This window comes from uncultured Stenotrophomonas sp., from assembly GCF_963519125.1.
Classification (GTDB): Bacteria; Pseudomonadota; Gammaproteobacteria; order Xanthomonadales; family Xanthomonadaceae; genus Stenotrophomonas.
Map to the genome: position 1 here is coordinate 203,835 of NZ_CAUQLJ010000005.1, position 22,362 is coordinate 226,196.

Annotated in this window: 15 protein-coding genes; 9 read left to right on the forward strand and 6 right to left on the reverse strand. The window is 67.8% G+C overall.

Features of this window, described 5'->3' with window-relative positions:
- Positions 1-367: 367 nt before the first annotated feature.
- Complete coding sequence (gene prpR / locus RYM47_RS06315; RefSeq protein ID WP_315386687.1) at positions 368-1,960, reverse strand: propionate catabolism operon regulatory protein PrpR; 1,593 nt, start codon at positions 1,958-1,960, stop codon at positions 368-370.
- Between the two features lie 154 nt (positions 1,961-2,114).
- Between prpR and prpB the strand changes: the two genes are divergently transcribed.
- From prpB to pbpC, 6 genes are all read left to right on the forward strand, one after another.
- Positions 2,115-3,008 (forward strand): methylisocitrate lyase, encoded by an 894-nt coding sequence (gene prpB, locus RYM47_RS06320; protein ID WP_054172333.1) that lies wholly within the window; start codon positions 2,115-2,117, stop codon positions 3,006-3,008.
- Between the two features lie 36 nt (positions 3,009-3,044).
- Positions 3,045-4,202 (forward strand): 2-methylcitrate synthase, encoded by a 1,158-nt coding sequence (prpC, locus tag RYM47_RS06325; RefSeq protein WP_315386688.1) that lies wholly within the window; start codon positions 3,045-3,047, stop codon positions 4,200-4,202.
- Between the two features lie 78 nt (positions 4,203-4,280).
- The gene (gene acnD, locus RYM47_RS06330) at positions 4,281-6,899 is read left to right on the forward strand and encodes a Fe/S-dependent 2-methylisocitrate dehydratase AcnD (protein WP_315386689.1); all 2,619 of its coding nucleotides are present in this window, start codon (positions 4,281-4,283) and stop codon (positions 6,897-6,899) included.
- 50 nt (positions 6,900-6,949) lie between these two features.
- Entirely contained in the window at positions 6,950-8,134 is a 1,185-nt protein-coding gene (prpF, locus tag RYM47_RS06335; RefSeq protein WP_315386690.1) for a 2-methylaconitate cis-trans isomerase PrpF, read from the forward strand.
- 67 nt (positions 8,135-8,201) lie between these two features.
- Positions 8,202-13,112 (forward strand): alpha-2-macroglobulin, encoded by a 4,911-nt coding sequence (locus tag RYM47_RS06340; RefSeq protein WP_315386691.1) that lies wholly within the window; start codon positions 8,202-8,204, stop codon positions 13,110-13,112.
- 50 nt (positions 13,113-13,162) lie between these two features.
- Entirely contained in the window at positions 13,163-15,490 is a 2,328-nt protein-coding gene (gene pbpC, locus RYM47_RS06345) for a penicillin-binding protein 1C (protein ID WP_315386708.1), read from the forward strand.
- A gap of 20 nt (positions 15,491-15,510) precedes the next feature.
- On the opposite strand, the gene RYM47_RS06350 is transcribed toward pbpC, so the two are convergent.
- The 3 genes from RYM47_RS06350 to RYM47_RS06360 form a co-directional block, all read right to left on the reverse strand.
- Positions 15,511-16,290: a DUF6491 family protein gene (locus RYM47_RS06350; RefSeq protein WP_315386692.1), complete on the reverse strand. Its 780-nt coding sequence runs from the start codon at positions 16,288-16,290 to the stop codon at positions 15,511-15,513.
- 82 nt (positions 16,291-16,372) lie between these two features.
- On the reverse strand, positions 16,373-16,969 hold the full coding sequence (locus RYM47_RS06355) for a ferritin-like domain-containing protein (protein WP_315386693.1): 597 nt from the start codon (positions 16,967-16,969) through the stop codon (positions 16,373-16,375).
- A 30-nt stretch (positions 16,970-16,999) separates the two neighbouring features.
- On the reverse strand, positions 17,000-17,482 hold the full coding sequence (locus RYM47_RS06360) for a peroxiredoxin (protein ID WP_315386694.1): 483 nt from the start codon (positions 17,480-17,482) through the stop codon (positions 17,000-17,002).
- Between the two features lie 226 nt (positions 17,483-17,708).
- On the opposite strand from RYM47_RS06360, the gene RYM47_RS06365 reads away from it, so the two are divergent.
- Entirely contained in the window at positions 17,709-18,608 is a 900-nt protein-coding gene (locus RYM47_RS06365) for a DnaJ C-terminal domain-containing protein (protein ID WP_315386695.1), read from the forward strand.
- 43 nt (positions 18,609-18,651) lie between these two features.
- Here RYM47_RS06365 and pilH read toward each other — a convergent pair whose 3' ends face one another.
- Positions 18,652-19,035, reverse strand: a complete 384-nt coding sequence (pilH, locus tag RYM47_RS06370; protein WP_315386696.1) for a twitching motility response regulator PilH — start codon at positions 19,033-19,035, stop codon at positions 18,652-18,654.
- An 88-nt stretch (positions 19,036-19,123) separates the two neighbouring features.
- Positions 19,124-20,119 (reverse strand): YhdH/YhfP family quinone oxidoreductase, encoded by a 996-nt coding sequence (locus RYM47_RS06375; RefSeq protein ID WP_054172318.1) that lies wholly within the window; start codon positions 20,117-20,119, stop codon positions 19,124-19,126.
- A 153-nt stretch (positions 20,120-20,272) separates the two neighbouring features.
- Between RYM47_RS06375 and hflK the strand changes: the two genes are divergently transcribed.
- Both hflK and RYM47_RS06385 read left to right on the forward strand, forming a co-directional pair.
- Positions 20,273-21,412, forward strand: a complete 1,140-nt coding sequence (hflK, locus tag RYM47_RS06380) for an FtsH protease activity modulator HflK (RefSeq protein ID WP_315386697.1) — start codon at positions 20,273-20,275, stop codon at positions 21,410-21,412.
- A complete protein-coding gene (locus tag RYM47_RS06385) occupies positions 21,409-22,272 on the forward strand; it encodes a protease modulator HflC (protein ID WP_315386698.1) in 864 nt (287 codons plus the stop codon). The genes hflK and RYM47_RS06385 overlap by 4 nt, the downstream gene beginning before the upstream one ends.
- The last annotated feature ends 90 nt before the right edge of the window (positions 22,273-22,362 follow it).

The following is a 22,362-nucleotide window of genomic DNA, read 5'->3' on the forward strand; positions in this document are numbered from 1 at the left end:
TCTCGCAAAGAATTCACTGGGGGTTTTTCTTGATGAATCCGGTTCGCTGCGCGCAGCAGGCCAATAGCGAATGGTGCTATCAATTCAATCAATCGGTGAAAGCGGGGTCGGTGCGGCGACTGAGCCTTTAAAACAAGACAAATCACCGCAATCCAGACATTGATGTCGCGTTCAGTGCGATAGGCCCGCTCTGTTCAAGTTAACCGGGTAACCGCGCCTGTTGTCGGTTCCTGCACTTGCAGGATGCGCGATGATGAACATGTCGCAGAACGTAAACGGCGCGAATGGGTTTCAGAATTTTCCCGGTGCAATGTCGGATTGCGCCCGGTCTGCGTGTCAGTCCCAGCAACGGTGCGCAGCCTGCGCGTCACTCTGCGACGCGCAGCCATCGCCACAGGGTTGTGCGCGACACGCCCAGGCGTGCCGCCAGCTGCTCGCGGTTGCCCTGGTGCTCGTCCAGCCACTGCTGCAGCACGGCCGGTGAAGGTCGCGCGGCGATGGCGACGGGGACCGAGGCTGCACCTGCGGCGGCGGGGAGTGTCTGCTGCAGCTCAGGCATCCAAGGCTGCAGCTGGGCCCATCCGAGCACACCGGCCTGCGGTGGCCAATGGATGCGCAGCCGGTCGACCAGGTTGCGCAGCTCACGTACGTTGCCCGGCCAGGCATATGCGCAGAGGCGCCGGGTGGCGTCCGCATCCAGTGGCGAGGGACGCTGGCCGAGCTGCTGGAAGAAGTGCTCCAGCAGCACGGGCACGTCCTGTGGCCGTTCCTGCAGGGTGGGCAGCGCGATCCGCAATGCCGCCAGCCGGTAATAGAGGTCGCGGCGGAAGCGTTGCGCCTGCACCAGCGACTCCAATATCTGCAACGTGGCCGCGACCACGCGTACGTCGACCGGGGTGGGTTCGGTGGCGCCTACGCGCAGCACTTCGCGCTCCTCCAGCACGCGCAGCAGCCGCGTCTGCAGTGGCAGTGGCAGCTCGCCGATCTCGTCCAGGAACAACGTGCCGCCGTCGGCCGCCTCGACCAGGCCGACCCGTCCGCCGCGGCGCGCGCCGGTGAAGGCGCCTTCGGTGTAGCCGAACAGCTCCGCCTCCAGCAACGATTCGCTGATCGCCCCGCAGTTCAGCGCCACGAAGCGTCCGTTGCGCCCGCTGGCCGCGTGCAGCTGGCGCGCCACCAGCTCCTTGCCGGTACCGGTGGCGCCGGTGACCAGCACGGTGCTGTCATGCGGGGCGTACAGTGCGATGCGGTCGCGCACCTGTTGCATGGCAGCGCTGTCGCCCAGCAGCAGCGGGCGCTCCGCACGTCGTGCGCCGGCAACGCGTCGGCGCGGAGGCGCCGCACCGGAGCGGGCCAGGGTCTGGGTCAGTTCCAGCGCATGCTCGAACGCGTGTCGCACCGAGTCGGCCGAGTACAGCAGCACCCCGGGCAGGCCGACCTGCTCGGCATGGTCGATGGCCATGCCGGTGCCGACGATCACTTCGATGCCGTTGGCGCGCAGGTCGGCGATGCAGTCGCGCGCGTCTTCGCGGGTGACGAAGCGGCGGTGTTCGATGTCCAGGCCGAAGCTGTGCTGGAAGCTGTTGAAGCTGGGCACGTCGCTGGCGTGGGTGACCAGCCCGATCCGCGGCGCGATCCGCCGCGCCCGGGCCAGCGCTTCCATCAGGTCGAAGCCGTTGGCCTGGATCGGCACCAGCGGCAGCTCCAGCCGGCCGCGCAGCCAGGCCGCGTTGGAGCCGCCTGCGATGACCACGTCGCAGTGCTCGCGGCGCAGGCGCTGGCCGATCACGTCCACGGCTTCCTCGAAACCGAGGTTGATCTGTTCGATGCGCGCGCGGCGGTCGAACTCCGGAATGACGTCGCCGAGCAGACCGGTCAGCCGCGAAACGCTGACGGTCCAGATCACCGGGCGACCGGGGTCGGCATCGGCGTGGCGCAGGGGCGAGCGGGGCAGATACATGGCGGCGTGCGTGGGACGGGGTGTTTCATGATACATCTGTTTCAATGTTTCATTTGTTTCACAGCTGCATGGCAGTCATGCCCGTGAAATCAACGGCTTGCAGCTTGGCATGGTGCTTGCGCTTTCTTTTCCGTACCTCAACCTGGATTGCCGCATGACCGCTTCCACTCCTTTCTCTGCCGGTGCCCGCTTCCGTGAGGCGCTGGCTGCCGAATCGCCGTTGCAGGTGATCGGCGCGATCAACGCCAACCACGCCTTGCTGGCCAAGCGCGCCGGCTTCCGCGCCATCTATCTGTCCGGTGGCGGTGTGGCCGCGGGCTCGCTGGGCCTGCCGGACCTGGGTATCAACACCCTGGAAGATGTGCTGGTGGACGTGCGCCGCATCACCGATGTCTGCGACCTGCCGCTGATGGTCGACATCGATACCGGCTTCGGCCCGAGCGCGTTCAACATCGCGCGCACCGTGAAGTCGCTGATCAAGGCCGGCGCGGCCGCCTGCCACATCGAGGACCAGGTTGGCGCCAAGCGCTGCGGTCACCGTCCGGGCAAGGAGATCGTCTCGCAGGGTGAAATGGTCGACCGCGTGAAGGCGGCTGCCGATGCCAAGACCGATCCGGAATTCTTCCTGATCGCGCGCACCGACGCCATCCAGGTGGACGGCGTGGACAAGGCCATCGAGCGCGCCATCGCCTGCGTCGAGGCCGGTGCCGATGGCATCTTTGCCGAGGCCGCCTACGACCTGGAGACCTACCGCCGCTTCGTCGACGCGGTGAAGGTGCCGGTGCTGGCCAACATCACCGAGTTCGGCGCCACCCCGCTGTTCAGCCGCGATGAGCTGGCTTCGGCCGGCGTCGCCATCCAGCTGTTCCCGCTGTCGGCGTTCCGTGCGGCCAACAAGGCGGCCGAGAACGTCTACCAGGCGGTGCGCCGCGATGGCCACCAGCGCAACGTGGTGGAGACCATGCAGACCCGCGAAGAACTCTACGACCGCATCGGCTACCACGCGTTCGAGCAGCAGCTCGATGCACTGTTCGCCGCCAAGAAATAAGCAGTACCCTGCACCATCAAGTTTTCGGAGGGAAACATGAACGATACGACCGCAACCCCGACCTTCAAGCCGAAGAAGTCCGTCGCCCTGTCCGGCACCGCTGCCGGCAACACCGCGCTGTGCAGCGTGGGCCGTAGTGGCAACGACCTGCACTACCGTGGCTACGACATCCTGGACCTGGCCAACACCAGCGAGTTCGAGGAGATCGCCCACCTGCTGGTGCATGGCAAGCTGCCCAACCGCGCCGAACTGGCGGCCTACAAGGCCAAGCTGAAGTCGCTGCGCGGCATTCCCGCCGCGGTCAAAGCCGCCCTGGAGGAGCTGCCGCCGTCGGCGCACCCGATGGACGTGATGCGCACCGGCGTCTCCGTACTCGGCTGCGTGTCGCCGGAGAAGGACGACCACAACCACCCCGGCGCGCGCGACATCGCCGACAAGCTGATGGCCTGCCTGGGTTCGATGCTGCTGTACTGGTACCACTGGAGCCACAACGGTCGCGCCATCGACGTGGAAACCGACGACGACTCCATCGGCGGCCACTTCCTGCACCTGCTGCACGGCGTGCCGCCGCAGCAGTCGTGGGTGAAGGCGATGCACACCTCGCTGATCCTGTACGCCGAGCACGAGTTCAACGCCTCCACCTTCACCTGCCGCGTCATTGCCGGCACCGGCAGCGACATGTACAGCTGCATCACCGGTGGCATCGGCGCGCTGCGCGGTCCCAAGCACGGTGGCGCCAATGAAGTGGCGTTCGAAGTGCAGAAGCGCTACGACTCCCCGGACGAGGCCGAGGCCGACATCAAGGCCCGCGTCGAGCGCAAGGAAGTGGTGATCGGCTTCGGCCATCCGGTGTACACGGTCAGCGATCCGCGCAACAACGTGATCAAGGACGTGGCCCGCGAGCTGTCGGCCGAGCAGGGCAACCTGAAGATGTACGACATTGCCGAGCGCCTGGAGTCGGTGATGTGGGACATCAAGAAGATGTTCCCGAACCTGGACTGGTTCAGCGCGGTGAGCTACCACATGATGGGCGTGCCGACCGCGATGTTCACCCCCCTGTTCGTGATCGCCCGCACCTCCGGCTGGAGCGCGCACGTGATCGAACAGCGCATCGACGGCAAGATCATCCGCCCCAGCGCCAACTACACCGGGCCGGAAGACCAGGCCTTCGTGCCGATCGACGAACGCAAGTGATGCAAACGCCAAGGCACCCTGCGGGGTGCCTTGGCGGTCTTGCCGCCCAGGCCCGCCAACGAGCAGCTACCGCCAGCCATGAACATTGATTACCGCAAGAACCTCCCCGGCACCGCGCTGGACTATTTCGATACCCGGGCCGCGGTCGACGCGATCCAGCCCGGCGCCTATGCCACGCTGCCGTATGTCTCGCGCGTGCTGGCGGAAAACCTGGTGCGCCGCTGCGACCCGGCCACCCTTGAAGCCTCGCTGCGGCAGCTGATCGAGCGCCGCCAGGATCTCGATTTCCCCTGGTTCCCGGCCCGGGTGGTCTGCCATGACATCCTCGGCCAGACCGCGCTGGTCGACCTGGCCGGCCTGCGCGACGCCATCGCCGACGGCGGTGGCGACCCGGCCAAGGTCAATCCGGTGGTGCCGGTGCAGCTGATCGTGGACCACTCGCTGGCCGTGGAATGCGGCGGCTACGACCCGCAGGCGTTCGAGAAGAACCGCGCCATCGAAGACCGCCGCAACGAGGACCGCTTCCACTTCATCGACTGGACCAAGCAGGCCTTCCAGAACGTGGACGTGATTCCGCCGGGCAACGGGATCATGCACCAGATCAACCTGGAGAAAATGTCGCCGGTGATCTACGTCAAGGACGGCGTGGCCTTCCCGGACACCTGCGTGGGTACCGACAGCCATACCCCCCACGTGGACGCGCTGGGCGTGATCGCCATCGGCGTGGGCGGCCTGGAAGCCGAGAACGTCATGCTCGGCCGCGCGTCGTGGATGCGCCTGCCCGACATCGTGGGGGTGGAGCTCACCGGCAAGCCGCAGCCGGGCATCACCGCCACCGACGTGGTGCTGGCCCTGACCGAATTCCTGCGCGCGCAGCGCGTGGTCGGTGCGTGGCTGGAGTTCTATGGCGAAGGTGCCGCCGCGCTGACCATCGGCGACCGCGCCACCATCTCCAACATGTGCCCCGAATACGGCGCCACGGCAGCGATGTTCTACATCGACAGCCAGACCATTGACTACCTGCGCCTGACCGGCCGCGAGGAAACGCAGCTGGCGCTGGTGGAAACCTATGCACGCACCACCGGCCTGTGGGCCGACGATCTGGTCAGCGCGCAGTACCCGCGCGTGTTGAGCTTCGATCTGTCCAGCGTGGTGCGCAACATGGCCGGCCCGAGCAACCCGCACCGCCGCCTGCCGGTGAGCGCGCTGGCCGAACGCGGCATTGCCGACGCCGCCAAGCTGGAAGCGGGCAAGGCCGAACAGGCCCAGGGCCTGATGCCGGACGGCGCGGTGATCATCGCTGCCATCACCAGTTGCACCAATACCTCCAACCCACGCAACGTGATCGCCGCCGGCCTGCTGGCGCGCAAGGCGAATGAGCGCGGGCTGCTGCGCAAGCCGTGGGTGAAGTCCTCGCTGGCGCCGGGCTCCAAGGCCGTGCAGCTGTACCTGGAAGAAGCCGGCCTGCTGCCCGACCTGGAAAAGCTTGGCTTTGGCATCGTCGCGTTCGCCTGCACCACCTGCAACGGCATGAGTGGCGCGCTGGACCCGGCGATCCAGCAGGAAATCATCGACCGCGACCTGTATGCCACCGCCGTGCTCTCGGGCAACCGCAACTTCGACGGCCGCATCCACCCGTATGCCAAGCAGGCCTTCCTCGCCTCGCCGCCACTGGTCATCGCCTATGCGATTGCCGGCACGGTGCGCTTCGACATCGAAAAGGACGTCCTGGGCGTGGACGCGCAGGGCAACGAGGTGCGCCTGATGGACATCTGGCCCAGCGATGCGGAGATCGACGCGGTGGTGAAGGCGGCGGTCAAGCCCGAGCAGTTCCGCAGCGTGTACAACCCGATGTTCAACGTGCGTGTGGAATACAGCTCGCAGGTCAGCCCGCTGTACGACTGGCGCCCGCAGAGCACCTACATCCGCCGCCCGCCGTACTGGGAGGGTGCACTGGCCGGTGAGCGCACGCTGGCAGGGATGCGCGTGCTGGCGGTGCTGCCGGACAACATCACCACTGACCACCTGTCGCCGTCCAACGCGATCATGGCCTCCAGCGCCGCCGGCGAATACCTGGCGAAGATGGGTTTGCCCGAAGAGGACTTCAATTCCTACGCGACCCACCGCGGTGACCACCTGACCGCGCAGCGCGCAACGTTCGCCAATCCGAAGCTGTTCAACGAGATGGTGCGCAACGACGATGGCAGCGTGAAGCAGGGCTCGCTGGCGCGCGTGGAGCCGGAAGGCAAGGTCATGCGCATGTGGGAAGCGATCGAGACCTACATGGACCGCAAGCAGCCGCTGATCATCATCGCCGGTGCCGACTACGGCCAGGGCAGCTCGCGTGACTGGGCCGCCAAGGGCGTGCGTCTGGCCGGCGTGGAGGCGATCGTGGCCGAGGGCTTCGAACGCATCCACCGCACCAACCTGATCGGCATGGGCGTGCTGCCGCTGGAGTTCAAGCCGGGCACCACCCGCCTGACCCTGGGCATCGACGGCACCGAGACCTTTGACGTGATCGGCGAGCGTACCCCGCGTGCCGAGCTGACCCTGGTCATCCACCGCCGCGACGGTCAGGACGTGATCGTGCCGGTCACCTGCCGCCTGGACAGCGACGAGGAAGTAGCGATCTACGAAGCCGGCGGCGTGCTGCAGCGCTTCGCACAGGACTTCCTGGAAGGCGCCAAGGTAGCGTGACGCAACCGACGGCCCGGCAACGGGCCGTCTTTCATTGCAAGGGATCTTTCATGGCATTTCTCCCCCAACTCCGCATTCCCGCCACCTACATGCGCGGTGGCACCAGCAAGGGCGTGTTCTTCCGCCTGCAGGACCTGCCCGAAGCCGCGCAGGTGCCGGGTCCCGCGCGCGATGCGCTGCTGATGCGCGTGATCGGCTCGCCCGATCCGTATGGCAAGCAGACCGACGGCATGGGCGGCGCCACCTCCAGCACAAGCAAGTGCGTGATCATCTCCACCGCCTCGGTGCCGGACCACGACGTGGACTATCTGTACGGCCAGGTCTCGATCGACACCGCCTTCGTTGATTGGAGCGGCAACTGCGGCAACCTCAGCACCGCGGTCGGCCCGTTCGCGATTGCCAATGGCCTGATCGATCCCGCCCGCGTGCCGCGCGATGGCCTGTGCACCGTGCGCATCTGGCAGGCCAACATCGGCAAGACCATCATCGCCCACGTGCCGATGCGCGACGGCGAAGTGCAGGAGATCGGCGATTTCGAACTGGACGGCGTGACCTTCCCGGCGGCCGAGATCCAGCTCGAATTCATCGATCCGTCCGATGATGGCGACGCGGGTGCGATGTTCCCGACTGGCAATCTGGTAGACACCCTGGAGGTGCCGGGCGTGGGCAGCTTCGAGGTGACCATGATCACCGCCGGCATCCCGACGATCTTCCTCAACGCCGCCGACCTGGGCTACACCGGTACCGAGCTGCAGCCGGCGATCAACGACGACAAGGCCGCGCTGGCCAGGTTCGAGGCGATCCGCGCGCATGGCGCGGTACGCATGGGCCTGATCGACAGCATCGACCAGGCCGCCACCCGCCAGCACACGCCGAAGGTCGCGTTCGTGGCGCCGGCGCAGGACTACGTGTCGTCCAGCGGCAGGCAGATCGGCGCGGGCGACATCGACCTGCATGCGCGCGCGCTGTCGATGGGCAAGCTGCACCACGCCATGATGGGCACCGCCGCCGTGGCGATTGGCACCGCAGCGGCCATCCCCGGCACCCTGGTCAACCTGGCCGCGGGGGGGGGCGAGCGGGGTGCGGTGACGTTCGGTCACCCGTCCGGCACGTTGCGGGTGGGTGCCGAAGCGCGCCTGGTCGACGGTCAGTGGACGGTAACCAAGGCGATCATGAGCCGCAGCGCCCGGGTGTTGATGGAAGGCGCGGTCCGGGTGCCGGCCGGCACGATTTAAGGGTTTCCTGACCTCTGGTCTCCTGCGGGGCGGCCGTATACTGGCCGCCTTGTTCAAGGAGCGACGTATGGCCACGGTCCGTCAGGGCATCTGGAAGGGAATCGCAGCACTGGCGCTGGTCGCCGGGCTGGCATCAGGCATCAGCGGCTGCAAGCGCACCGACAGCGGCCAGCTGCCCACCGCCTCCGGCGCGCCGATCGCGGCCAAGGCCGAAGCGGTCACCGACTTCACCCTGCTGCGGGCCTTCCCGGACCAGAAGAGCGACGGCCTGTCGCTGGCGCTGGAGTTCTCGCGGCCGCTGGTCGGCACCCAGGACTTCGACAAACTGGTCCGCTTCGGCGAGAAGGTCGGTACCGACGACAGCAGCTGGACCCTGTCCGATGACGGCAAGACCCTGCGCTACCCGTTCGTGGAAGCCGCCAAGGAATACACCCTGATAGTGTCCCCGGACCTGCTCGCCGCCGACGGCAGCCGGATCGGCAAGGAGTTGCGCCAGAAGGTGTTCACCGGCGAACTCAAGCCCGTAGCCGGCTTTGCCTCGCAGGGCAGCGTGCTGCCGGCGCGCGAAAGCCGCGGCCTGCCGGTGGTCTCGGTCAACGTCCAGGAAGTGGACGTGGAGTTCCTGCGTGTGCGCGAAAAGGAACTGCCCAGCTTCTTCAGCCAGTACCAGCGCGGCGGCCGTCGCGGCAGCTGGGAGCTGGACAGCGAGTACGGCGACAAGACCCCCATGTCGCAGCTGGCCGAACCCGTCTACGTCAACCGCTTCGTGCTCGGAGGCAAGCAGAATGAGCGCGTGCTGACCTACCTGCCGACCCAGGACATCAAGGAACTGCAGGAGCCCGGCCTGTACTTCGCGGTGATGAAGCGCAGCGGTTCGTTCGACAGCGAGTTCGACACCGCCTTCTTCACCGTCAGCGACATCGGCCTGCACACCCGCGCCTACAAGGACACCCTGTTCGTGCACACCGCCTCGCTGCAGAGCGGCGCGGCGCTGAAGAAGGTCGACCTGCGCATCCTCGACGCCAAGGGCGAGGTGGTGCTCAAGGGCAGCACCGACGGCAACGGCAACGCGCTGCTCAACTACACCCTGGACGCGGGCCACGTGCTGATCGCCAGCAGCGGCCCGGACACCTCGATGCTGCCGTTCAACCAGCCGGCACTGGACCTCAGTGAGTTTGCCGTCGCCGGCCGCGACAACGCCTGGTTCGACGTGTTCGCCTGGTCCGGCCGCGACCTGTACCGCCCCGGCGAGACCGTGCGCATCTCCGCGCTGCTGCGCGACAACGACGGCAAGCCGGTCAAGCCACAGCCCGTCTTCCTGCGCCTGAAGCAGCCCGACGGCAAGACCTTCCGCGAAACCCGGCTGCAGCCGGGCGAGCAGGGCTACCTGAGCTTCGAGCAGACCATTCCGGTCGAAGCGCCCACCGGCCGCTGGCAGGTCGAATTCCGCACCAACCCGGCCAGCAAGGAAGCGATCCAGGGCATGACCCTGCGCATCGAGGAGTTCCTGCCCGAGCGCATGAAGCTGGACCTGGACAGCGCGCAGAAGATCCTCAAGCCGGGTGAGCCGCTCAAGCTGCAGGCCGACGCCGCGTACCTGTACGGCGCGCCTGCTGACGGCAACCGCTTCACCGCGCGTTTGGCGGTGGCGGCCGAACAGTCGCCTGTGGACTCGCTGCCGGGCTACTTCTTCGGCGACCCGACCCTGGAACTGCCGCGCGAAGCGCGCGATGTGATCGACACCGAATTCCCGGCCGACGGCAAACTGCGCCAGGACGTGGACCTGCCCGCCGAGGTCAAGGCCAGCGCGCCGGTGGCGGTGGTGCTGTCCGGCAGCGTTTACGAGACCGGCGGCCGCACTGTCACCCGCACCCTGAAGCGGGTGATGTGGCCGGCCCCAGTACTGGTTGGCGTGCGCCCGCTGTTCAACCCGGACGACGGTGCCGACGCCAACAGCAACGCCCGCTTTGAAGTGATGCGGGTGGACGCCGCCGGCACGCCGCAGCCCGGCAAGGGCCTGAAGGTCACCCTGGTGCGCGAGCTGCGCGACTACCACTGGACCTTCAACGACAACCGCTGGGATTACGACTTCAGCCGCCGCTTCGAGAACAAGGAAAGCCGCACCCTGGACGCCGGCAGCGCGGCGGTGGGCGTGGACTTCCCGGTGGAGTGGGGCGAGTACCGGCTGGATGTGTTCGACCCGGCCACCGGCCTGACCAGCCGCTATCCGTTCCACGCAGGCTGGAGCTGGAACGACGAAAACCGCGGGCTGGATGCACGCCCGGACAAGGTCAAGCTGGGCCTGGACAAGACCGGCTACAAGGCTGGCGACAAGGTGCGCGTCACCGTCACCCCGCCGCATGCCGGCAAGGGCGTGCTGATGGTTGAAAGCGACAAGATGCTGTACGTGCAGGAAATCGACGCCAAGCCGGGCAGCACCTTCGACATTCCGGTCACCGCCGAATGGGAACGCCACGACGTCTACATCACTGCGCTGGTATTCCGCGGTGGTAGTGCCCCGAGCAAGATCACCCCGGCCCGTGCGGTCGGCGTGGTCCACGTACCGATGGACCGCAAGGCGCGCACCGTGGCCGTGGGCCTGTCCGCGCCGAAGCAGATGCGGCCCGAGCAGACCCTGCCGGTCACGGTCAGCGCACCGCAGCTGGCCGGCAAGCTGGCCCACGTGACCGTCTCGGCGGTGGACGTAGGCATCCTCAACATCACCCGCTTCCCGGTACCGGACGCGGGCGGGCATTTCTTCGCCCAGCGCCGCCTGGGCGTGGATGCGTATGACATCTACAGCCGCGTGATCGAAAGCTTCGACGGCAGCAGCGGCAAGCTGAAGTTCGGTGGCGACATGGCGCTGGCCGCGTTGCCGCAGGCCAAGCGGCCGACCGCGCGCGTGCAGACCGTGGACCTGTTCTCCGGCCCGGTGAAGCTCGATGCCAAGGGCATTGCCCGGATCGCGCTGAAGGTGCCGGATTTCAACGGCACCCTGCGGGTCTCGGCGCTGGTGTACTCCGACGACCAGTACGGCAAGCGCGACCTGGAAACCGTGGTGCGCGCGCCAATCCTGGCCGAAGCCAGCATGCCGCGCGTGCTCGCCCCGGGCGACCGCAGCACGGTCACCCTGGACGTGCAGAACTTCACCGGCAAACCGGGCGAGTTCAAGGTGCAGGTGGACGGCATCGGCCCGCTCAGCCTGGGCGAGCCCAGCCGCACGCTCAAGCTCAACACCGACGCCAAGAGCACGCTCAGCTTCCCGCTGCAGGCACGCGAGGGCTACACGGTGGCCAAGGTGCGGGTGCGGGTGGACGGCAACGGCTTCAAGGTCGATCGCCGCTATGACCTGCCGGTGCGTGCGGCGTGGCCGCAGGTACTGCGCGCGCAGACCCGCACGCTGGATCCGCTGGCCGACGTGGAGATGGGCACCGGCCTGGCCGACGGGCTGATGGGCGATTCGGTCACCGCGCGCATGCTGGTCAGCGCGCTGCCGCCGATTCCCTTCGCCAGCGCGCTCGACGGCGCGCTGAAGTACCCGTACGGCTGTGCCGAGCAGACCACCAGCAAGGGCTACGCCGCGCTGATGCTGGACGAGGCGACCTCGGCCATGCTCGGTGCCGACGGGCTGGATGCCAAGACCCGGCGCGAGCGCATGGAAGGCGCGTTCGGGCGGCTGGCCTCGATGCAGGTGGCCAACGGCAACTTCTCGATGTGGGGCGACGACGGCTACGTCAATCCGTGGCTGACCCCGTACATCGCCGAGTTCCTGCTGGATGCCAAGGATGCTGGTTTCGCGGTGCCCGACGGCGTGCTGCAGAAGGCGTTGAACCGGCTCAGCGAAGACCTGCTCTCCGGCGGCAACCAGTTCTACGGTGAAGACCGCCGCGAGAACCTGAAGTTCGCCAACCAGGCGTACTCCGGTTACGTGCTGGCACGGGTCAACCGCGCCCCGCTCGGTACCCTGCGCGCGCTGTACGACAACGAGCGCAGCAAGTCGCTGACCGGTCTGTCGCTGGTCCACCTGGGCATCGCGCTGTCGCTGCAGGGTGACCACAAGCGCGGCGACGCGGCGATTGCAGCCGGTTTCGCCAAGCCCAGCAGCGAGCGCCCGCAGTACTTCGGCGACTACGGCAGCGCGGTGCGCGACGACGCGCTGATGATCGCGCTGCTGCACGAACGCAAGCTGGCCAAGCCGGCCTACGACGCCCGCGCGGTGGAACTGGGCCGTGCGCTGGATGCGCGCCGCAACAGCGGCTGGATCTGGCTGAGCACGCAGGAGCAGGTCGCCATCGCACGCCTCGGCAAGGCCCTGGCGGCGAACCAGACCAAACAGGTGTCCGGTGAACTGGCCATCGGTGGCGAAGTGGAAGCGATTGCCGCGCGCCGCATGTTCGGCCGCAGTTTCGACTACGCCGCACTGGCCAAGGGCGTGCGCTTCAGTCCGAAGGGCGAGCCGCCGATGTTCGCCAGCCTGGAAGTGGCCGGCATTCCGCGCACCGCCCCCGAACCGGATAACCGCACCCTGGGCGTGGAACGCAGCTGGTTCACCACCGACGGCAAGCCGTGGACCCCGCGCGCGTTGAAGGAAGGCGAGGCTCTGATCGTGCGGGTCAGCGTCACCCCCAACGTGGACATGCCCGACGCGCTGCTGACCGACCTGCTGCCGGCCGGCCTGGAGATCGAGAACTTCAACCTGCGCGATGCCAAGCAGTGGGCCGACGTGGTGGTGGATGGCCTGCGCGTGGAAGACCGTGGCGACGCGGCCACGCTGCGCCATGAAGAGTTCCGCGACGACCGTTACGTGGCCGCGCTCAAGCTCTCGCGCGGCAGCACCGCCAAGGTGTTCTACCTGGTGCGCGCAGTCACCCCGGGCACCTACACGGTTCCGCCGCCGCTGGTCGAGGACATGTACCGTCCCGACCTGCGCGGGGTGGGGCGCAGCACGCCGAGCACGCTGACGGTGGTCCAGCCGTGAGAACGCGCGGGCCCCGGCCGACGCCGGGGCCCGCCCGGTGGCGGCGCTGGCTGTGGCCGGGCCTGCGCTGGGGCACGGCGGCGCTGTTGACGCTGCTGCTGGTGCTGGACCTGGCCTTTCCGCCGCCGCTGCCGAAACTCCGCGACACCAGCACGCTCGTGGTCGCGCGCGACGGCACCCCGCTGCGCGCGTTTGCCGACGCCGACGGCGTGTGGCGCTACCCGGCCTCGACCACGACGGTCTCGCCGCTGTACCTGCAGGCGCTGCTGAACTACGAGGATCGCTGGTTCTGGCGGCATCCCGGGGTCAATCCCTGGGCGCTGCTGCGTGCAGGAAAGCAGTGGGTGCTCGAGCGGCGCATCGTCTCCGGCGGCTCGACCCTGACCATGCAGGTCGCGCGCATCCTCGACCCGCATACGCGCACCCCGTGGGGCAAGGCCAAGCAGCTGCTGCGCGCGGTGCAGCTGGAACTGCACCTGGACAAGGCGCAGATCCTGGCGCTGTACCTGGAACGCGCGCCCTACGGCGGCACCATCGAAGGCGTGGAAGCCGCCAGCTGGGCCTACCTCGGCAAACCGGCCGCGCAGTTGTCGCATGCCGAAGCCGCGCTGCTGGCGGTGCTGCCGCAGTCGCCCAGCCGGTTGCGCCCGGACCGTCACCCCGAAGCCGCGCAGGCCGCGCGCGACAAGGTGCTCGAACGCATGGTGGCACTGGGTGTCTGGTCGCGTGAGGAGGTGGACGATGCACGCATCGAGCCGGTGGTGACCCGCGCCCTGCAGCCGCCGTTGCACGCCGCGTTGCTGGCCCAGCGCCTGCACGCCGCGCAGCCACGGGCAGCGCGCATCCAGAGCACGCTCGACATCGGCCTGCAGCGCACGCTCGAGGAACGCGTCTCATCGTATTTTTCGCAGTTGCCCGAGCGCACCTCGGCGGCCCTGCTGGTGGTCGACAACCGCACCCTGGAAGCGCGCGCCTACGTCGGCTCGGTTGCCTTCGGCGACAAGCAGCGGCTCGGCCATGTCGACATGGTCCAGGCGTGGCGCTCGCCGGGCTCCACGCTCAAACCGTTCCTGTACGGCATGGCCCTCGACGACGGCCTGATCCATTCGGAAAGCCTGATGGTGGACGCACCGCAGAGTTTTGCCGGGTATCGGCCCGGCAACTTCGATGCAGCGTTCAATGGCCCGGTCAGTGCCGCTACCGCACTGCGACTGTCGCTCAACGTGCCGGCGGTGGACCTGCTCGATCGGGTCGGCTCGGCGCGATTCGCCGCACGGCTGGCGCATGCCGGCATCACCCTGCGCTTTCCGCGCGGCAGCGCGCCGAACCTGTCGCTGATCCTGGGCGGCACCGGGGCGCGGTTGGAAGACCTGGTCGGCAGCTTCGCTGCATTCAACCGCAACGGTATCGCCGGGCGCGTGCGCTACACGTCCGACGACGCGGTGATTGAACGCCGGTTGATGTCGCCCGGCGCGGCGTGGATCACCCGCGAGATGCTCGAATCCAATCCACGCCCCGGCTACGGCACCGGAACCTTCGATGTCACCGGCCGGCCTCGCGTGGCCTGGAAGACCGGCACCAGTTATGGCTATCGCGATGCGTGGGCGATCGGCAGCACCCGCCACTACACGGTGGGCGTGTGGGTGGGCCGCCCGGACGGCACGCCGCTGCCGGGCCAGTACGGCGCGGTGACCGCATTGCCGTTGATGTTCGAAGTGGTGGACAGCCTGCCGCGCCAGAGCGGCGATGCCGCCGCCGCGCCGCTGCCGGCCAGCGTGACCCAGGCCGAGGTGTGCTGGCCCACCGGCGAACGTGCCGACAGCACGCCTCCGGCCTTGTGCCAGCGCCGCCTGCAGGCCCATGTGCTGGACGGCGTGGTGCCGCCCACCTTCGCCGAGCGCGACGCGCGCCTGTGGCAGGCCGGGCGGGTGGCATTCGAGGTGGACGCACGTACCGGACTGCGGGTATCACCCGAATGCACGCTGCCGCATCAAACGCAGCCGCGCGAGATCGCGCGTTGGCCGGCGCTGGTGTCGCCGTGGCTGCCTCTGGCCCAGCGCCGCGCCGCGCAGATGCCGGCGTTGTCCCCCGACTGTCGGGACGATGGCCGCAGCAGCGCTGGCAGCCTGCATATCGACGGCCTCAACGACCGCGCCACCCTGGCCCGCGCACCCAATGCCGAACACGGCGTGCGCCTGCAGCTGCGCGCGCTGGGCAGCGAGCAGGCGGTGGACTGGTTGCTGGATGACCGCTGGATCGCACGCACCGAAGGCGCGCGCACCTTCCAGCGCGAGTTCGACCAGGCCGGCGAGCACACCCTGACCGCGCTCGCCGCCGATGGCGCCTGGACCCAGGTGCGGTTCCAGGTGCTCCGGTAGGTGCCGACCGCTGGTCGGCACTATTCCTTGGGGTAGACCGCCATCACCGCGCAACCGGGACGCGCGAAGCGCGGCGTAAACGAACGTCCATCGTTTTCGATGCCGCTGGGCTGCATTACGATGCGGTCGCCCGGATTGCCGCAGATCAGCCCGTTCTGGAAGCCGGACTGGAAGTCCACCTCGGTGGCGCCGGCAAGAATGCTGCAGCTGCTGCCCAACTCGACCCGGTAGAATTTGTGTCCACCATTGCGGCGCGGGTTGGTTTCCACCACCACGCCGCCGGGATCTTCGCTCCAGCCGCGCACATTGCGCGTGGCGAAACAGAACTCAGGCGAGCCCCGGAAGGCCTGGCGTCTCTCGCTCGTCGCTGCCCCCTTGGCGGTCACGGTCACCGCCTCCAGCGTGGTCGCAAACTGGCGGCTGCTCTCACGCGCTACTTCGGCAAAACTGCGGTTGTCCATGACGCTCACGGCGGCCAACGGGCAGCTGCGCCCGTCCACGACCAGCCGCTCGCTGGGGCGACCGCAGGCCCAGCCATCCGGCGCGTCCAGGCGGACCTGTGCGGCGTCGTTGATGCCCGGGCACGCCGCTGCGAAGTCCAGGCGGTACGCCTGGCCGTTGCGTCCGAGTACGGCGATGGCCTCCGGGCTGGCCTGTTCCATCTGGCGTACCGCGCGGGCATCCAGGCAATGCGGGGCAGGGGGCGTGCGCGCGTCCGGCGCGGGTGCTGGCTGGGCCAGGGCGGTGGCGGAGGCAAACAGGGCAGCCACAAGCGGTGCACGAATCAGTGCAATGGTCACGATGCAGTCCTTGCAGTGGGATCGGCCCGACCTTAGCACCCCCGGCAATGCGATTGCATTGCCGGGAGGTTACCCTGTGACGCTATTCTCCAATCCAGCCGTCCAGCAGGTCGGCAAACTCGTCGGCATGCTCTTCCTCCTGGGCCAGGATCTCTTCCAGGATGCGCTTGGTGGTGGTGTCGCGATCGCCGACGAAGTTGATCATCTCGCGGTAGCTGTCGATGGCGATGCGTTCGGCAATCAGGTTCTCGCGGACCATGTCGCGCAGGTCCTTGCCTTCCTTGTACTCGGCATGCGAACGCTGGGTCAGGGTGGCCGGGTTGAGGTCGGGTTCGCCGCCGAGCTGCACGATGCGCTCGGCCAGCTTGCCCGCGTGCGCCTGTTCCTGCTGTGCATGCTCGAGGAACTCACCCTTCACCGCGTCGGCGAGCATGCCCTTGGCCATGAAGTAGTGGCGGTAATAGCGCAGCACGCACACGTACTCGGTGGCCAGTGCGTCGTTGAGCAGCTTGATCACCGCCTTGCGGTCGGCGCTGTAGGTGTCGGTGATCGCACCGTCATCGATGTTCTTCCGCGCCCGTGCTCGCAGCGTCGCGGTGTCGCTTATCCCGCTCGGGCGGGGGGCGTCGGGGGCAGGGTTGGGTTGGGTCTTCGGGTTCTGCTTGGCTGGCTTTGACATGGCTGGCCGGTTTCCTTTGTTGCGGGAGTGTCAGCTGGGCAGGTGCTCCAGCACGTACTGGGCCGAAGACACCTCGAACTTGCCGGGTTCTTCGATGAAGGTTTCGCGGACCACGCCGTTTTCCACGTACAGCGCGAAGCGGCGCGAGCGCATGCCCATGCCGGAGCTGCTCGCGTCCAGTTCCAGGCCGAGCGCGCGGGTGAAGTCGCCATTCCCGTCGGACAGCAATTGCAGCCCGTCCGGCACCTGCTGGCTCTCGCCCCAGGCCTTCATCACGAACGGGTCGTTGACCGCCATGCAGAACACGTCGATGCCGCGCTTGCGGAACGCTGCAAAGTGCTCGACGAAGCCGGGCAGGTGCTGCGCCGAACAGGTCGGCGTAAAGGCGCCGGGAACCGCGAACAGCACCGCCTTGCGGCCGTCGAACAGGGCCGCCGTGTCCAGCGTCTCCATGCCTTCGCGGATGCGCTTGAGGGTGACTTCGGGAATGCGGTCGCCAACGTGGATGGTCATGGGAGGAGCTCCTGGTTCAAGGGCAGCGTAGACAGGGCCATGGGAGGGCCGTGTCAAAACGTTGAAAATCGCCTGTTCATTCCCATTTCCTGCACCGTACCCCGGCCAGATGGCCGCTGCATTGCGCTGGATCATTCGCCGATCACGGCAGCGGGGCGGCCAGCCGCTAGAATTACGTGCAGGGCCCCCGCCGGCGCGGGTGGCCGAACTTTTTCGAGGTGTATGGATGGAATTCAAGGACTACTACGCCACCCTGGGTGTGGAACCCAGCGCAGGCGATGCCGAAATCAAGACCGCCTACCGCCGGCTGGCGCGCAAGTACCACCCCGACGTCAGCAAGGAGGCTGGCGCGGAAGAAAAGTTCAAGGCGGTCAACGAGGCCTATGAAGCGCTGCGCGACCCGCAGAAGCGCGCGGCCTACGACCAGCTCAAGGCCCAGGGCTACCGGCCGGGCGAGGAGTTCCATGCCCCGCCGAACTATGGCGGTGCGCAGGGCTTCGATTTCGAGGAAGTGTTCGGCGGCGGCGCTGGTGGCGGTGGCTTCAGTGATTTCTTCGAGAGCCTGTTTGCGCGCCAGCGGGGCGGTGGCGGTCCTGGGCGGGCCAGTGGCTTCGGCGGCGCCGGGGCTGGCCCGCAGCCGGTACGCGACACCCGCGCGAAGCTCTCGGTGCCGTTGGAAGCGGCTTACGGCGGCGACAGCCTGCGCATCACCGTCAACGGCAAGCAGCTGGACGTGCGCGTGCCCAAGGGCATCCGTCCCGGCCAGGTGATCCGCTTGACCGGGCAGGGCACCAACGGTGGCAACCTGTTGCTGGAAGTGGAGTACGCCGCACACCCGCAGTTCGAGGTCGACGGCCGCAACATCCTGTACACCCTGGACGTTACCCCGTGGCAGGCCGCGCTGGGCACCTCGATCAGCGTGCCGACCCTGGGCGGAGCGGTGGAGTTGAAGGTGCCGGCCGGTTCCGATGCCGGGCGCAAGCTGCGCCTGCGCGGCCGTGGCCTGCCGGGCAATCCGGACGGCGACCAGATTGTCGAGCTGGAGATCGTTGCCCCGGTCCCGACCGACGACGCACAGAAGAAGGCGTACCGCAGCCTGGCCAAGGCGTTCGGCGAGAAGATTTAAGGGGTTGCCGGGTAGCGCCGGGCTCTGCCCGGCGAACCGCTGATCAACCTGCCGGCGGCGTCTGTCCGCTGAAAACGCGCTCCAGCACTTCGGACAGTTCGTCCTCGGAGAACGGCTTGGTGATGTAGGCCTTGGCGCCCTGCCGCATGCCCCACATGCGGTCGGTGTCCTGGTCCTTGGTGGTCACCAGGATCACCGGAATGTGCCGGGTCGCCTCGTCGCGGGCGAGGGTGCGGGTGGCCTGGAAGCCATTGAGGTTGGGCATCACCACGTCCATCAGGACCAGGTCGGGCAGCTCGGCCTTGGCGGTTTCGACCCCGGCGGCGCCATCGGTGGCGGTCAGGATCTGGTGCCCGAGCTTCTCGACGATGCGCTGTATCCCCAACAGCTGCGACGGTGAGTCGTCGACGATCAGAATGCGTGCCATGTTGTTCCCCATGTAATGCCCGCAGTGTAGTGCGGGCACATTACCGGCGGGAGGGGCGCGTCTGCCGTCCGTCGCCTGCCTGCGACGTTCAGTCGATCCGCACCACCGTTCGCCCCAGCGAGCCGCCGGCCAGCATCCGCTGGAATACGGCGGGCAGGCCATCGAGGCCGACTTCGGCAGTGCAGATGCGTTCCAGGTGCTGCGGCTTCCATTCGTTGCCCAGCCGCGCCCAGACTTCCTCGCGCAGTCCGCGTGGGGCATTGGCCGAGGACACGCCCAGCAGCGAGACACCGCGCAGGATGAACGGCATCACGGTCATGTCCAGCGTCGGGCTGGCGGCCAGGCCGGCACTGACCACGCTGCCGTAGGGCACGGTCTGCGCCAGCAGGCTGGCCAGCATGTCGCCTCCGGCATTGTCGAGGCCACCGCCGAAGCGCGCCGACTGAAGCGGACCGGTATCGGAGAGTGCCTCGCGCGGCAGCACCTCGGCGGCGCCGATGGCGTGCAGGAATTCGGTCTGGTCCGGCTTGCCGCTGACCGCGTGCACGGTATAGCCGGCACGGCTGAAGATCGACAGCGCCAGCGCGCCGACGCCGCCACTGGCGCCGGTGACCGCCAGCGGGCCAAGGTCCGGGGTCTGCCGGTTGTCCTGCATGCGCAGCAGGGCCAGCGCCGCAGTGAAGCCGGCGGTGCCCAGCACCATCGCCTCGCGCGGGGTCAGCCCGGCCGGCTGGGCGATCACCGCGCGCGATTCCAGCCGCACGTACTGGCTGTACCCGCCGTCACGGGTCTCGCTCAGCCCGCAGCCAGTGGCCAGTACTGCGTCGCCTTCACGCCAGTCCGGGTCGGTACTGGCGACCACGGTACCGGCCACGTCGATGCCGCCCACGAGCGGGAAGCGGCGCAGGATTTTCCCCTTGCCGGTACCGGCCAAGGCATCCTTGTAGTTGACCGAGGACCAGTGGGCGCGGATCAGCACCTGGCCGGGGTTGAGGTCGTCGATCCGGAGCTGGGCAAGGCCGCTGCGGTAGCCGGCGTCGTCGTTTTCGATGCGGAAGGCGGTGAACGGGGTGGTGGGGGCCATCGGCGTTGCCTGACTTCGAGGAAAACGCCACCTTACCCCGTTGCCCCCCTTTCGATCCTGCCGATCCGCCCCATCTTGTATGATCGGTGATGGTTTCACGGCTGGCGGTGCGGGAAGGGCCCGCGCCGCAGCCCAAATCTTGATGGAGCGTGCATGGCCTGGAATACACCCGGCGGCAACAAGGGCGGACAAGGCCCCGACGAGAATCGACGAGGACCGTTCGGTCCCCGCGGTGGCAGCGGCGGTGGAAGTGGCTGGGGCGGTTTCCCCGGACCGCTCAAGGACCTGTTCGATGGTGGCATCCTGCGCTGGGTGGTGGTGGCAGTAGTCCTGCTGCTGCTGTTCTCCAGCTTCCAGCTGATCGGCGAACAGCAACGCGGCGTGGTACTGCGCTTCGGCCAGTTCTCGCGCATCCTGCAGCCGGGCCCGAACTTCAAGCTGCCGTGGCCGATCGAGTCGGTGACCAAGGTCAACGCGACCCAGATCAAGACCTTCAGCAGCGACGTGCCGGTGCTGACCCGCGACGAGAACATCGTGCGCGTGTCGCTCAACGTGCAGTACCGCATCGACGACCCGCGCCTGTACCTGTTCGGTTCGGTCGACGCCAACCAGGTGCTGGAGCAGTCCGCGCAGAGCGCCGTGCGTGAGCAGGTCGGCCGCGCCGATCTCAACGCCGTGCTCAACAACCGCGGCCCGCTCGCGGTGGTCGCGCAGGAACGCCTGCAGGCCGCGCTCAAGGCCTACCGCACCGGCCTGGTCGTGACCGGCCTGACCCTGCCCGACGCCCGCCCGCCGGAGGAGGTCAAGCCGGCCTTCGACGAGGTCAACGGTGCCCAGCAGGTCAAGGAACGCCTGATCAACGAAGCCCAGGCCTACGCTGCCAAGGTCGTACCGGAAGCCCGAGGCCAGGCCTCGCGCGCCCGTACCACCGCCGAAGGTTACAAGCAGGCCGCCGTGGCCCGTGCCGAAGGCGACGCCGAACGCTTCAGCCTGCTGCAGCAGCAGTACCAGGGCGCGCCGGAAGTGACCCGCAAGCGCCTGTGGCTGGAAACCGTGGAAAGCGTGCTCAAGGAGAACCGCAAGGTGATCGGCGGCGATGGCCGCCAGCTGATCTACGTGCCCATGCCCGACAACCGCGCAGGCCCAGGCGCTGCCGCTACCGGCAGCAGCACCCCGCTGGTGACCCCGGAAGTGATGATGCCGTCCCTGCCGGCCAGCACGCCGGTGGACGGCGTGCGCAACACCGAGCGTCCGACCACGCGACCGACCGGTCGTGAAGGAGCCATCCGATGAAGAGTTCTCTGTGGATCGGCTTGGCCGTTGCCGTCGTGCTGGGCCTGTTGGGCTCGGTATACGTGGTCCGTGAGGACCAGACCGCGATGGTGCTGAACCTGGGCAAGGTGGTCCGTTCGGACATCAAGCCGGGCCTGCACTTCAAGGTTCCGGTGGTGGAATCGGTGCGTGTGTTCGACCGTCGCCTGAAGGTGCTGGCCACCGCGCCGGCGCGCTACTTCACCGCCGAGCAGAAGGACGTCAGCGTCGACTTCTTCGCCATTGGCTACATCTCCGACGTGCGCGCCTACTACCGCGCCACCGGCGGCGATGCCAGCGTGGCCGACGCGCGGCTGGCGCCCATCATCACCGACTCGCTGCGCAACCAGATCAACTCGCGTTCGTTGCAGCAGCTGGTGTCCGGCGACCGCAGCGAGCTGATCGCCGGGCAGCTGACCGGCATCAACGAGGCGGTGAAGGGCCTGGGCATGCAGATCATCGACCTGCGGATCAAGCAGATCGACCTGCCGACCGACAGCCAGGTGATCAACGACGTGTATGAGCGCATGCGCGCCCAGCGCAAGCAGGAAGCGGCCAAGCTGCGGGCAGAGGGTGAAGAGCAGTCGCTCACCATCCGCGCCCAGGCCGACCGCGAAAGCACGGTGATCGTGGCCGAGGCCGAGCGTGACGCCCAGCGCCTGCGCGGTGCCGGCGACGCTGAAGCCGCCCGGATCTACGGCAAGGCCGGCTCGGCCGACCCGTCGTTCTTCTCGTTCTACCGCAGCCTGGAGGCCTACCGGAACTCCATGACCGACGGCAACGGGGTGATCGTGCTCGACAAGAACGACCCGTTCCTGCAGTACATGAAGAACGACCGCTGACCGCCGGTTGAATCCGCCACGCCACGGGGTGGCGGCCGACCCCGGAAACCCGGATAATGCACAAAAGCCGGACGGGCCTCCCCGTTCGGC